Genomic DNA, 11174 nt, shown 5'->3' on the forward strand with positions numbered 1-11174 from the left:
CTCAGCCCGCCAGCCGGTAGCCGACACCGCGCACGGTCTCGATCAGCCGACGCTGCCCCGCCTTGCGGCGGATCGCTCCGACGTGCACCTCCAGCGAGTGGCCGAAGCCCCGCCAGTCGGTGTTCCAGACCTCGCGGATCAGGCGCTCCTTCGGCACGGCGACCCCGGGGTACCGCGCGAGCACCGCGACGATGTCGAACTCCTTGCGCGTCAGCTCGATGGGCTGCCGGTCGACCACGACCTGCCGGGCGACGAGATCGATGCGCACGGCGCCGCCGTCGAGATCGACGACGCCCTCCGACTCCGGGCGCACCGGGCGGGACCGCCTCGTGACCGCCTCGATGCGGGCGAGCAACTCGTGCACGTCGTAGGGCTTGACCACGAAATCGTCGGCACCGGCGCGCAGACCCTTTATGCGTTCAGTGACCTGGTTGCGGGCGGTCACGATCACGATGGGCACGTCGGAGCGCCCACGGATGCGGCGGCACAGATCGATGCCGTCGACGTCGGGGAGACCGAGATCCAGAAGGACGACCTCGGTGTCTGCGCCGAGGAGGTCGAGCGCCGCGGCCCCGTCGGCCGCGCGGACCGTGGCGTAGCCGGATCGGGCGAGGAATGCGTCGAGTGCGGCGGCGACGCGCTCGTCGTCCTCCACGATCAGAATCCGCATCGACCCCGGTCCCCTTCTCCGCCCACGCGCAGGGACAAACCCTACCAGTCGGGGTGTTCGTCGAAGACTCGGCGGTGCAGGCGGGGAGGGGTCAGGCCGGTTCGCCGGCGCGCTGCGCGAAGGCGCTCTCGTACAGGCACACGCTCGCCGCGGTGGCGAGGTTCAGGGACTCGGCTCGGCCGAAGATCGGCAGCTTGAGCACCCGATCAGCCCTGCCGAGCGCGTCGTCGTCGAGGCCTCGAGCCTCGTTTCCGAACAGCCACCCCGTCGCTTCGGCGAGCACCCCGTCAGCGCGGGCCTGCAGCAGGTCGTCGCCCTTGACGTCGGCGGCGAGAATCATGAGCCCCGCGGCGTGCGCGTGCGCCACCACGTCGTCGAGCTCGGCGCCCACGGCGACCGGGAGGTGGAAGAGCGATCCCGTGGTCGCGCGCACGACCTTCGGGTTGTACGGATCGACGGTGCGGCCGGTCAGCACCACAGCATCCGCGCCGGCCGCGTCCGCCGCCCGAATGATCGTTCCCAGATTGCCGGGGTCGCGTATCTCCTCGCAGATCGCGACCAGCCGCGGGGAGGCGTCGAAGATGTCGCGCACCGAGGTCGGCGTCTGGCGCACGACGGCGACGAGCCCCTGGGGCGTCACGGTGTCGGCCATGGCATTGAGCACGTATTCCGTGACGAGCTCGACCGTGACATCGGCATCCGACGCCTTCGCCCGGATGTCGGGATGCTTGTCCCATCCGGTCGGCGTCGCGAAGAGCTCGACGATCGCCTCGGGGCTGTAGGTGAGCGCCTCGCGGACCGCCTGCGGCCCCTCCGACAGGAACAGGCCCGTCTCCGCGCGCGCACTGCGCTTGGTCAGCTTCGCGACGGCACGGACTCGGGGGGACCGGGGGTTCTCCAGCACGGTCTCAGTCTAGGGAACAGCGGGCGCGGATCCGCGGAGAACAGCGGGCGAACGACAGAGGACGCCTTCCCGAAGGAAGGCGTCCTCTGTGCTGGCGAGCTGCTTACGCAGCCGACTTCGGCGCGTTGACGTCGGAAGGCAGGGCCTTCTTGGCCGTCTCGACGAGCGTCGTGAACGTGGCCGCATCGTTGACCGCGAGGTCGGCGAGCATGCGACGGTCGACCGTCACACCCGCGAGGCCGAGGCCCTGGATGAAGCGGTTGTACGTGATGCCGTTCTGGCGTGCAGCGGCGTTGATGCGCTGGATCCAGAGGCGACGGAAGTCACCCTTGCGCTTGCGACGGTCCCGGTACGAGTAGACCAGGGAGTGGATGACCTGCTCCTTGGCCTTCCGGTACAGGCGCGAACGCTGACCGCGGTAGCCGGACGCGCGCTCGAGGATGACGCGGCGCTTCTTGTGGGCGTTTACTGCCCGCTTGACTCTTGCCATTTTCGTGTGTTCCTATTCGTGCGTTCGGCGCGTCAGCGGCCGAGAAGCTTCTTCGCGACCTTGAAGTCGGCCTTCGCGAGCACCTGGTCCTGGTTCAGGCGACGGGTGCGACGGCTCGACTTGTGCTCGAGGTTGTGGCGCATGTTCGCCTGCTGCTTCTTCAGCTTGCCGCTGCCGGTGATCTTGAAGCGCTTCTTAGCACCCGAGTGGGTCTTCTGCTTCGGCATCTTCTCTTCCTTCGTATGGCGCCTTCTCAGGCGACGGGGTCAACCCGCGGTGCGGGAGTCTGTGGGGGCGGTCGTCACTCCGCCGCGGCCTCGGCCGGAGCATCGGCCTCGTGCTTGGCGTCGCGCGCTGCCTGCTTCTTCGCATCGCGGACGGCGTTCTGCTCCTGCTTCGCCTCGGACTTGCTCTTCAGCGGAGCCACGATCATCACCATGTTGCGACCGTCGATCGTCGGGTTCGACTCGACGGTGCCGAGCTCGGCGACGTCCTCTGCGAACTTGCGCAGCAGGCGCACACCCTGCTCGGGGCGCGACTGCTCGCGACCGCGGAACAGGATCATGGCCTTGACCTTGTCGCCGGCCTTGAGGAAGCCCTCGGCGCGCTTGAGCTTGGTCGTGTAGTCGTGCGCCTCGATCTTGAGACGGAAGCGGACCTCCTTGAGAACGGTGTTCGCCTGGTTGCGGCGAGCTTCCTTCTCCTTCTGGGCGGCTTCGTACTTGAACTTGCCGTAGTCCATGATCTTGACCACGGGAGGCTTCGAGTTGGGGGCCACCTCGACGAGGTCGAGGTCGGCTTCCTGCGCAAGGCGCAGCGCCGCCTCGATGCGGACGACGCCGATCTGCTCACCCGCGGGCCCGACGAGGCGGACCTCGGGGACGCGGATGCGCTCATTGGTGCGGGGATCGCTGATGCGGAACTCCTTAGACGATGGGATTCAGCCATCGGGATGCTGTCTGCATCCCGAGCGAAATCGGAATCGTCCCCCACCCGCCGGCAGTCAAACGCCGGCTTCGCACCCTGTCTACCGGACGCATCTGACGACGCGATCCGGCGGAGTGCAAGACCCGGTAGCCTGGAACGGCAAGCGCGGGTGGGAAGTGAATCCTCTTTCGTGCCGGAGCATGACGCTCCGGAGCCCGACACAGTCTAACAGAGAGCAAGGCGAAGTGACGAACCAGGTATCGGACGATTCCGCACGCGAGCGCGAGGAGCGCTGGGCACGGCAGGAGGAGGCCGCATCGTCAGCCACCCGCGACCTCGCCGACGTGCCCGCCGTGGAGGTCATCACCACCGCCGCCGTGCACCTCATGAGCGCCGCCGCCGTGAAGCTCGGGCTCGCCGACGACCCGAACGCGGCCGAGCAGCTCGACCTCGATGAGGCCCGGAAGCTCATCAACGCCCTCGCCGGCCTCATCACCGCCGGCGCACCGGAGATCAGCGACATGCACGCCCGCTCTTTGCGCGACGGACTGCGCTCCCTTCAGCTCGCGTTCCGCGAGGCCTCGACCATCCCCGACCCGATCGGCAAGGGTCCCGGCGAGAAGTGGACCGGCCCCGTCACCTGACCGCGGGAGTCGCGTCGCGCGAGCGGATCACCGCGGGTCGCCGAGCGAGCGAATCGAGACGAAACGCCTCACGCCTTCAATACGACAGGCGGGGCCGTCGACGGTCCTCCGCAGGGTTCCGTCGAGTGCGTCCAGTCGATGGTCTCCCGGGACTCGGCGAGCAGGACGCCGGTGTCGTCGTACACCCGCACCGTGATCTCGTCAGGCGCGTCGAAGCCGAAGAAGAAGGTCCCGTCGTCCCCTGCCTGAGGCACCGAGGCGTCGGTCTCCGGTGTCGGGACGATCCCCGGTGCCGGCGAGCACCCGTGGTCCGAGCAGACCTGAAGCGCGACCCCGGGACCGTAGGATGCGGCGTCGATCGTGACGCTGTTCGTCCATCCGATCGCAGGGCACGCCGTCGCACACCCGGTCAGCAGCGCGGCCAGGACGAGGGCCGCGACCGTACTCGCAGCTCTGCGCATACCGGCCACCCTATCCGCGCCCGGTCAGGCCGACCGGCGCAGTTTGACGGTGAGCGAGTCCGCGAGCACGGCGATGCGGTCGTCGGCGGCCCATCGCTGGGCGAGACGGGCGAGCACGGCATCCAGCACCTCGCGTTCGAGGCCGTCGACGAGCTCGAGGACGACGATGAGCTCGGGACCGCGAAGCCGCGCGTCCGGATCGCCGGCCGCCACCGATACGTCGATCACGGCGAGCTCGTGCGCGACGCTCTCCTGGAGCGCGCGAAAGACCTCGGGTGACAGGAAGCTGGGCTCCCATGCGTGCCCCTGGGCGATCGACCAGACCGCAGGGCGCCGGATGACGAACTCGGTGTCGGCTGTCGGGTCGAGCACGATGAGATCCGTGTCCTCGGCCGATGCCGACAGCGCGACACGCACGGCCTCGACCGGGATCGGCCGCGCCGCGGCATCCCACTGCTGCATCGTGTGGACCGACGAGAACACGGGCTGAACTCGACGTCCGTCCGGCGCCGCGACCGTGACGATCGACAGTTCCTGAGTCTTGTCGACGGCAAGGCCGCTGGGCGCCACGCCCTCCTCGCCTTTCTCTGCGATGAGCGGGATCAGCACGCGAGCCGAGCGGAAGGCGTCGACGACCTCGGCCTGCGACCCCTCTCCCGCGCGGAAGCGCGTCAGGGCCGCGAGCAGCGCGGGGTCAGCGGATCCGTCGTCGCCCGCGTGCGGATTCGACTCGAAGCTGCGTCCTTCCCACGGCACCCCGGCCGAGTCGCCGTGGTGGTGGCCGTGGTCGTCAGTCCCCCGCGACATCCAGAGCCTCGGCCAGCGTGAACGCGCCGGCGTAGAGGGCCTTTCCGACGATCGCACCCTCGACGCCGAGCGGCACGAGTTCCCGCAGGGCGATGATGTCGTCGAGGTTCGAGATGCCACCCGATGCCACGACGGGCTTCGGGGTGCGCGACGTCACCTCGCGGAGCAGTTCGAGGTTCGGGCCCTTGAGCGTCCCGTCCTTGGTGACGTCGGTGACGACGTAGCGGCTGCATCCGGCATCCTCGAGGCGCTCGAGCACCTCCCAGAGGTCGCCGCCCTCCTTCGTCCACCCGCGCGCGGCGAGCGTCGTGCCGCGCACGTCGAGCCCCACGGCGATCGCCTCGCCGTACCGGCCGATGACGTCGGCGGCCCACTCGGGGTTCTCCAGCGCCGCGGTGCCGAGGTTGATGCGCGTCGCCCCGCTCTCGAGGGCCGCCTCCAGCGTCGCGTCGTCGCGGATGCCGCCCGACAGCTCCACGTTGACGTTGCGGTACTGCTTGATGACCTTGCGCAGGATCGGAGCGTTGCTGCCGCGTCCGAAGGCGGCGTCGAGGTCGACGAGGTGGATCCACTTCGCACCCTGCGAGACCCATTCCCCGGCGGCGTCGAGCGGGTCGCCGTAGCTGGTCTCGGTGCCGGCCTCGCCCTGGGTCAGCCGCACGGCCTTGCCGCCGGCCACATCGACCGCGGGAAGCAGGGTGAGAGAGGGGGACTGCGCGAAGTCGTTCATGACGTCCTCAGGTGAGATGGGATGCGCCTGATCACCGGCACGAGAAACGACATTAGCCTCCGCGGGAGTCCGCTCCAAATGACATGACGGTAAGGGACGCGCTGCACGCGGTAGCCTCGATATCACGTCTATTCGGTCGATGAGGAGTTGGTTCATGGCGCGCGACGGGGAAGCATACGGCGGAGGTCCCCTGCGGCGGGGCAACACTCCCCCGCCGCCGGCGCCCGAGATGGTCGAGCACGTGCCCCTCTCACCACAGGATGACGACGACTGGCCGACCGTTCCGGCCAGCACCCTCCGCCCGCGGCCTGAGACCGGCGACCAGCCCGATGGCGACGCACGAACGGCGCCGTCGACGCGCGCCGAGGCCGCGGCCGCCTCGCGCCCCGAGGCGCCCGCATCGCCGGCGCCCGGCGCTGCCACTGCCGCGCCTTCCGTGCCGCGAGCGCCGATGGCCCCACCCGCTCAGCCGACCGCGCCGCCCCGGCATCCCGTCCCGACCACGCCGGCTGCTCCCGCTCAGCCGACTGCCCCCGCTCAGCAACCCGCCCCGGCCCAGCCGACTGCCCCCGCTCAGCAACCTGCCCCAGCCCAGCCGACTGCACCTACTCAGCCGACCGCACCGGCGAGTCAGCCCATCGTCTCCTCCGTCCCGACGCTGCTTCCCACTCCCGCAGCGCCGCCCGCCCCGACTTCCACGGCGACCGCTCCGGTTCCGACGCGTCCCGCTCCGGCTGCACCCACCCCGCAGCCGGTGCAGCCGATCGCCTCCGCGGCGTCGGCGCCCGCCTCTCCCCCGTCGATCCCGTCTCCTTCCCAGAGTGCGCCCGGACCCGCGGGTATCGCCCCGGCCACCGATCCCCTCGCGTCGTCCCGCCGCCTGCAGCGAGAGCAGGGCATCGAGCGTCGTTCCTTCCTGCAGCAGGATCCGCGCGAGGAACCCGCACGTCACGGAGGCCGTGGCATGCTCAACCGCCTCGGCTTCTCCCTCGCCCCGAACGCGCAGGAGCGCGCGGTCCGCGAGGATGAGCACGCCGTGAGCCGACACTGGCCCGGCCCTCGCACGGTCGCGGTCGTGAACGGCAAGGGCGGGGCTGGCAAGACCCCGGCCACCGTCCTCCTCTCCGCGGTGTTCGCGCAGTACGGCGGCGCGGGTGTGCTGGCCTGGGACAACAACCAGACGCGGGGCACGCTCGGCTGGCGCACCGAGACCGGCGCCCACGACAGGACGCTGCTCGAACTGCTTCCGCAGACGCAGCGCCTCCTCGGCGCCCAGGGCCAGTCGGCGGATCTCGCGCACTTCGTGCACCACCAGCCGCAGGAGAAGTACGACGTGCTCCGCTCGAAGCCGATCCGCCTCGCACACGAGAACCGGCTGAGTCCCGACGACGTCGATGCGATCCACGCGGTGGCCGCGAAGTTCTACCGCCTCATCATCATCGACTCCGGCAACGACGAGTCCGACCCGATGTGGCTGAGGATGATCGAGCTCGCCGACCAGATCGTCGTCGCGACCACCACCCGCGACGACCATGCGGAGGCCGGCGCGCTCCTGCTGGAGGCCCTCGAAGATCGCGACGAGCGGTCGGCGCGCCTCGCGCGCGAGTCGGTGGTCGTGGTCAGTCAGGCCGACCCGAAAGCCTCGTCGGCCGACGTCGCCGAGGTCGTCGCCGGGTACCAGCCGTTGGCGCGCGACGTCGTGCAGATCCCGTTCGACCGCGAGATGGTCGACGGCCACCTGCGTCTGCGGGCTCTGGCAGCGCCGACGCAGCGCGCGTGGCTGTCGGCCGCCGCAGCGGTGGCACGCGGTTTCTGATCAGTCGCGCAGGCTGTTCACCCAGTTGCGCAGCAACTGGATACCCGCCTCCCCCGACTTCTCGGGGTGGAACTGGGTCGCAGACAGCGGGCCGTTCTCGACGGCTGCGAGGAACGGCTCGCCGTAGGTCGACCACGTGAGCACGGGCTGAGGGAAAGGCGGAATCACGTCGAGTTCCCACGACTGGGCCGCGTAGGAGTGCACGAAGTAGAAGCGCTCGTCTTCGATCCCGCGGAACAGGATGCTGTCGCTGCCCGGCTCGACGGTGTTCCACCCCATGTGGGGCAGCACCGGGGCGTTGAGCTCGGTGACGGCACCCGGCCATTCGCCGAGACCCTCGGTGTCGTGACCACGCTCCACACCGCGGGAGAAGAGCACCTGCATGCCGACGCAGATGCCGAGCACGGGGCGCCCGCCCGCGAGACGACGATCGATGATGTCGTCCCCGCCGTGAGCGTGGAGCGCATCGCGGACCGCCTGGAACGCGCCGACTCCCGGGACGAGCAGACCGTCAGCCCCGAGAGCCTCTGTCCGGTCCCGGGTGAGCACCGCGTCCGCGCCCGCCGCGACCAGCGCCTTGACGGCCGAGTGCACGTTCCCGGACTCGTAGTCGAAGACCGCGACACGGGGTGCGCCGGTCACAGCGCGCCCTTGGTCGAGGGGATGCCGTCGACGAGCGGGTCGAGCGCCTTGGCCTGACGGAACGCCCTGGCGAACGCCTTGTACTCGGCTTCGGCGATGTGGTGCGGGTCGCGCCCGCCCAGGACCCGCACGTGCACGGTCAGGCCGGCGTTGAACGTGATGGCCTCGAACGTGTGTCGGACGAGCGAGCCGGTGAAGTGGCCGCCGATCAGGTGGTGCTCGAAACCGGCCGGTTCGCCCGTGTGGACGAGGTACGGACGCCCGGAGATGTCGACGACGGCCTGAGCGAGCGCCTCGTCGAGCGGAACCAGCGCGTCGCCGTAGCGCGAGATGCCGGACTTGTCACCGAGCGCCTCGCGGATCGCCTGTCCGAGCACGATCGAGATGTCCTCGACCGTGTGGTGCGCGTCGATGTTCGTGTCGCCCGACGCGCGGACGGTGAGGTCGGTCAGCGAGTGCTTCGCGAACGCCGTCAGCATGTGGTCGAAGAACGGCACCGATGTGTCGATGCGGCTCGCACCGGTGCCGTCGAGGTTCAGCTCGAGCTCGACGGTGGACTCCGAGGTGCTGCGCACACGCGTCGCGGTGCGCGGGGACGGGACGGTGCTGCTCATGATGCCGATCCTATCGAGGCCAGCGCCTCGAGGAACGCGGTCGTCTCCGCCTCCGTGCCTGCGGTGACGCGGAGGTGACCGGGGATGCCCACGTCGCGGATCAGCACGCCGCGGTCGTAGAGCTGTTGCCAGACGGAGGCGGGGTCGGAGACACCGCCGAACAGCACGAAGTTGGACCACGATTCGTGGGGCGTGTAGCCGAGAGCCTCGAGCGTCGCCGAGATGCGGTTCCGTTGCTCGACGATCTCCTCGACCATGCCGAGCATCACGTCGGAGTTGCGCAGCGCGGCGATGGCGGCGGCCTGCGTGAGCGCGCTCAGGTGGTAGGGCAGCCGCACGAGACGCAGGGCGTCGATGAGAGCGGGATCGGCGGCGAGGTAGCCGACGCGCGCGCCGGCGAAGGCGAAGGCCTTGCTCATGGTGCGGGAGACGGCGAGACGGGGCCGCCCGTCGAGCAGGGTCAACGCCGATGGTGCGTCGTGCGGAGCGAACTCCTGATACGCCTCATCCACGACCACGATTCCGCGGCTGACCTCGTACACCGCCTCGATCACATCGAGCGACAGCGGTGTGCCGGTGGGATTGTTGGGAGCGCACAGCAGGATCACATCTGGATCGGCATCCTCGACCTGCGCGGCGGCATCGTCGGGGGTGAGCGAGTAATCGGGCTGTCGCGTGCCTGCGACCCAGGTCGCCCCCGTGCCCTTGGCGATGAGCGGATACATGGAGTACGTCGGTGCGAAGCTGAAGGCGGTGCGCCCCGGCCCGCCGAACGCCTGCAGGATGTGCTGCAGAACCTCGTTGGAGCCGTTGCCAGCCCAGATCTGGTCCGCGACGAGTCCGTGACCGAGGTAATCCGCGAAGCCTTCGCGCAGCGTGGTGAACTCGCGGTCCGGATAGCGGTTGACGTCGCGCAGTGCCACGGCGATGTCGTCGAGGATGTCGCTCGCCACCGCATCCGGAACCGGATGCGTGTTCTCGTTCACGTTCAGCGCGATGGGAAGTGGCGCCTGAGGAGCCCCATAGGGCGAGAGTCCTCGGAGATCGTCACGAAGCGGCAGGTCGGCGAGTGATGCAGTCACCCTTCCCATGGTAGGCCGCGCAGTGATGCCGGGCTGCCGAGTGACGTCACTCGGAGTACTGTGCGGGGATTGCGATCTCCTGCCCGATCTGCAGCGCGCCGCCCTGCAGCACGTTCAGTCTCGTGATGTCGCCGATGACCTCTCGCGGGTCGGCACCGGGGGCGACGCTCTCCGCGATCGACCACAGGGTGTCGCCCGGCATCACCGTGACGGTCTCGAACGACGCCGTCGCGACGCTCTCGTTCGAGGCGATCGCGGTGCCACCGCTCAAAGCAGCGAAGGCGATGCCCCCGGCGAGCGGAACGGCCGCCAGAGCCAGCAGGAGACGGCGACCACGGGCCGTCAGCCGAAGCCGCGTCGCCGGACGGGCCGGAAGGATCGCTGCGCTGCTGAAGGTGATGGTGCTCATCTCGTGCTCCTCTGCTCTATCGCTGCGCGTCTGCGACAGTGATGAAGTTGGCGTAGCGTTCGCATCCGCGACTCGGCCGGGAGTCATGGATGCGAAGCTACGTTCCGAAGGTATCTTCGAATTCGAACATCTGTCAAGAGTTCTTCGAAACCCGATCTCCGAATCGGCCGACACGCTCGAACAGATCTTCCATATCGGCGTGATTCTCGGATACGGTTTCGATACGCACACCCCATCACGGACCACCGACATTCGAATCCGGACCGCGATACCGCACACCTGAGGAGCACCATGAGCGAGATCTCCGCCCCCGAGTCCGAGGCGCCGCGCACTCGGCGGAGGAAGAGCCTCAGCCCGAAGCAGATGGCGATCCTCGAGGTCATCCAGACGTCGATCAGCCGCTACGGCTACCCGCCGAGCATGCGCGAGATCGGCGACGCCGTCGGGCTCAAGTCGCTCTCCAGCGTGACCCACCAGCTCGGCCAGCTCGAGCTGAGCGGGTACCTGCGGCGCGATCCCGGCAAGACGCGCGCCATGGAAGTCCTGATCGACCTTCCCGGCACGGGTGCCGAGAACCCCGCGGATGTCGCCACACCCGTCGGTGACGCCGCACTCGTCCCCCTCGTCGGCCGGATCGCCGCGGGGGTCCCGATCACCGCCGACCAGCAGGTCGAGGAGATCTTCCCCCTCCCCCGCCAACTCGTGGGCAAGGGCGATCTGTTCATGCTCAAGGTCTCCGGCGAGTCGATGATCGATGCCGCCATCTGCGACGGCGACTGGGTCGTCGTCCGCTCGCAGAACAGCGCGGAGAACGGCGAGATCGTCGCGGCGATGCTCGACGGCGAGGCGACGGTCAAGGTGCTGCGCCGCCGCGACGGTCACACCTGGCTGCTGCCCCGCAACTCCGCGTTCGAGCCCATCCTCGGCGACGAGGCCGTGGTGCTGGGCAAGGTCGTCGCCGTCCTGCGCGCCGTCTGA

The 11174-nt window shown here is 69.3% G+C and carries 16 protein-coding genes; 3 read left to right on the forward strand and 13 right to left on the reverse strand.

Going from position 1 to position 11174, the window contains the following annotated elements; all coding sequences use genetic code 11:
• Window position 1 precedes the first annotated feature (1 nt).
• From AUC47_RS02345 to infC, 5 genes are all read right to left on the reverse strand, one after another.
• A complete protein-coding gene (locus AUC47_RS02345) occupies window positions 2–670 on the reverse strand; it encodes a response regulator transcription factor (RefSeq protein WP_096713644.1) in 669 nt (222 codons plus the stop codon).
• A gap of 91 nt (window positions 671–761) precedes the next feature.
• The gene (locus AUC47_RS02350; protein ID WP_096713645.1) at window positions 762–1574 is read right to left on the reverse strand and encodes a TrmH family RNA methyltransferase; all 813 of its coding nucleotides are present in this window, start codon (window positions 1572–1574) and stop codon (window positions 762–764) included.
• 103 nt (window positions 1575–1677) lie between these two features.
• Window positions 1678–2064, reverse strand: coding sequence for a 50S ribosomal protein L20 (gene rplT, locus AUC47_RS02355; protein ID WP_045252681.1), 387 nt, complete (start codon window positions 2062–2064; stop codon window positions 1678–1680).
• A gap of 32 nt (window positions 2065–2096) precedes the next feature.
• The gene (rpmI, locus tag AUC47_RS02360) at window positions 2097–2291 is read right to left on the reverse strand and encodes a 50S ribosomal protein L35 (RefSeq protein ID WP_096713646.1); all 195 of its coding nucleotides are present in this window, start codon (window positions 2289–2291) and stop codon (window positions 2097–2099) included.
• A gap of 74 nt (window positions 2292–2365) precedes the next feature.
• Window positions 2366–3004, reverse strand: a complete 639-nt coding sequence (infC, locus tag AUC47_RS02365) for a translation initiation factor IF-3 (RefSeq protein WP_096713647.1) — start codon at window positions 3002–3004, stop codon at window positions 2366–2368.
• 232 nt (window positions 3005–3236) lie between these two features.
• On the opposite strand from infC, the gene AUC47_RS02370 reads away from it, so the two are divergent.
• Window positions 3237–3635 carry a DUF1844 domain-containing protein gene (locus AUC47_RS02370; RefSeq protein WP_096713648.1) on the forward strand — a complete coding sequence of 133 codons (399 nt, stop codon included), beginning with the start codon at window positions 3237–3239 and terminating at the stop codon, window positions 3633–3635.
• 68 nt (window positions 3636–3703) lie between these two features.
• Here the strand turns inward: AUC47_RS02370 and AUC47_RS02375 are convergent, their stop codons facing one another.
• The 4 genes from AUC47_RS02375 to AUC47_RS02390 form a co-directional block, all read right to left on the reverse strand.
• The gene (locus AUC47_RS02375) at window positions 3704–4096 is read right to left on the reverse strand and encodes a hypothetical protein (RefSeq protein ID WP_096713649.1); all 393 of its coding nucleotides are present in this window, start codon (window positions 4094–4096) and stop codon (window positions 3704–3706) included.
• Window positions 4097–4120: 24 nt separating this feature from the next.
• Window positions 4121–4903, reverse strand: a complete 783-nt coding sequence (locus tag AUC47_RS02380; protein ID WP_096713650.1) for an SseB family protein — start codon at window positions 4901–4903, stop codon at window positions 4121–4123.
• A complete protein-coding gene (gene priA, locus AUC47_RS02385) occupies window positions 4887–5633 on the reverse strand; it encodes a bifunctional 1-(5-phosphoribosyl)-5-((5-phosphoribosylamino)methylideneamino)imidazole-4-carboxamide isomerase/phosphoribosylanthranilate isomerase PriA (protein WP_096713651.1) in 747 nt (248 codons plus the stop codon). Before priA ends, AUC47_RS02380 begins: the two co-directional genes overlap by 17 nt.
• Window positions 5634–6263: 630 nt before the next feature.
• The gene (locus AUC47_RS02390) at window positions 6264–6488 is read right to left on the reverse strand and encodes a hypothetical protein (protein ID WP_096713652.1); all 225 of its coding nucleotides are present in this window, start codon (window positions 6486–6488) and stop codon (window positions 6264–6266) included.
• Between the two features lie 109 nt (window positions 6489–6597).
• On the opposite strand from AUC47_RS02390, the gene AUC47_RS02395 reads away from it, so the two are divergent.
• Window positions 6598–7449, forward strand: coding sequence for a MinD/ParA family ATP-binding protein (locus AUC47_RS02395; RefSeq protein WP_096713653.1), 852 nt, complete (start codon window positions 6598–6600; stop codon window positions 7447–7449).
• Here the strand turns inward: AUC47_RS02395 and hisH are convergent, their stop codons facing one another.
• Genes hisH through AUC47_RS02415 form a run of 4 tightly spaced genes read right to left on the reverse strand, consistent with a single transcriptional unit; the run spans window position 7450 to window position 10196 of the window.
• Complete coding sequence (gene hisH, locus AUC47_RS02400) at window positions 7450–8091, reverse strand: imidazole glycerol phosphate synthase subunit HisH (protein ID WP_096713654.1); 642 nt, start codon at window positions 8089–8091, stop codon at window positions 7450–7452.
• Window positions 8088–8705, reverse strand: a complete 618-nt coding sequence (gene hisB, locus AUC47_RS02405; protein WP_096713655.1) for an imidazoleglycerol-phosphate dehydratase HisB — start codon at window positions 8703–8705, stop codon at window positions 8088–8090. Before hisB ends, hisH begins: the two co-directional genes overlap by 4 nt.
• Window positions 8702–9796, reverse strand: a complete 1095-nt coding sequence (locus AUC47_RS02410; protein ID WP_179297485.1) for a histidinol-phosphate transaminase — start codon at window positions 9794–9796, stop codon at window positions 8702–8704. Before AUC47_RS02410 ends, hisB begins: the two co-directional genes overlap by 4 nt.
• Before the next feature lie 37 nt (window positions 9797–9833).
• The gene (locus AUC47_RS02415; protein WP_096713657.1) at window positions 9834–10196 is read right to left on the reverse strand and encodes a LysM peptidoglycan-binding domain-containing protein; all 363 of its coding nucleotides are present in this window, start codon (window positions 10194–10196) and stop codon (window positions 9834–9836) included.
• Between the two features lie 291 nt (window positions 10197–10487).
• Between AUC47_RS02415 and lexA the strand changes: the two genes are divergently transcribed.
• Window positions 10488–11174: a transcriptional repressor LexA gene (gene lexA / locus AUC47_RS02420; RefSeq protein ID WP_096713658.1), complete on the forward strand. Its 687-nt coding sequence runs from the start codon at window positions 10488–10490 to the stop codon at window positions 11172–11174.

This window comes from Microbacterium sp. SZ1, assembly GCF_002362255.1.
GTDB lineage: Bacteria > Actinomycetota > Actinomycetes > Actinomycetales > Microbacteriaceae > Microbacterium.

Excerpts from the sequence above, each read along its gene's own strand:
- AUC47_RS02380 (WP_096713650.1), bottom strand. The coding sequence starts at position 4,903 with ATGTCGCGGGGGACTGACGACCACGGCCACCACCACGGCGACTCGGCC.
- lexA (WP_096713658.1), top strand. The coding sequence starts at position 10,488 with ATGAGCGAGATCTCCGCCCCCGAGTCCGAGGCGCCGCGCACTCGGCGG.
- hisB (WP_096713655.1), bottom strand. The coding sequence starts at position 8,705 with ATGAGCAGCACCGTCCCGTCCCCGCGCACCGCGACGCGTGTGCGCAGC.
- AUC47_RS02415 (WP_096713657.1), bottom strand. The coding sequence starts at position 10,196 with ATGAGCACCATCACCTTCAGCAGCGCAGCGATCCTTCCGGCCCGTCCG.
- rplT (WP_045252681.1), bottom strand. The coding sequence starts at position 2,064 with ATGGCAAGAGTCAAGCGGGCAGTAAACGCCCACAAGAAGCGCCGCGTC.
- AUC47_RS02410 (WP_179297485.1), bottom strand. The coding sequence starts at position 9,796 with ATGGGAAGGGTGACTGCATCACTCGCCGACCTGCCGCTTCGTGACGAT.
- priA (WP_096713651.1), bottom strand. The coding sequence starts at position 5,633 with ATGAACGACTTCGCGCAGTCCCCCTCTCTCACCCTGCTTCCCGCGGTC.
- rpmI (WP_096713646.1), bottom strand. The coding sequence starts at position 2,291 with ATGCCGAAGCAGAAGACCCACTCGGGTGCTAAGAAGCGCTTCAAGATC.
- AUC47_RS02345 (WP_096713644.1), bottom strand. The coding sequence starts at position 670 with ATGCGGATTCTGATCGTGGAGGACGACGAGCGCGTCGCCGCCGCACTC.
- AUC47_RS02375 (WP_096713649.1), bottom strand. The coding sequence starts at position 4,096 with ATGCGCAGAGCTGCGAGTACGGTCGCGGCCCTCGTCCTGGCCGCGCTG.
- AUC47_RS02395 (WP_096713653.1), top strand. The coding sequence starts at position 6,598 with ATGCTCAACCGCCTCGGCTTCTCCCTCGCCCCGAACGCGCAGGAGCGC.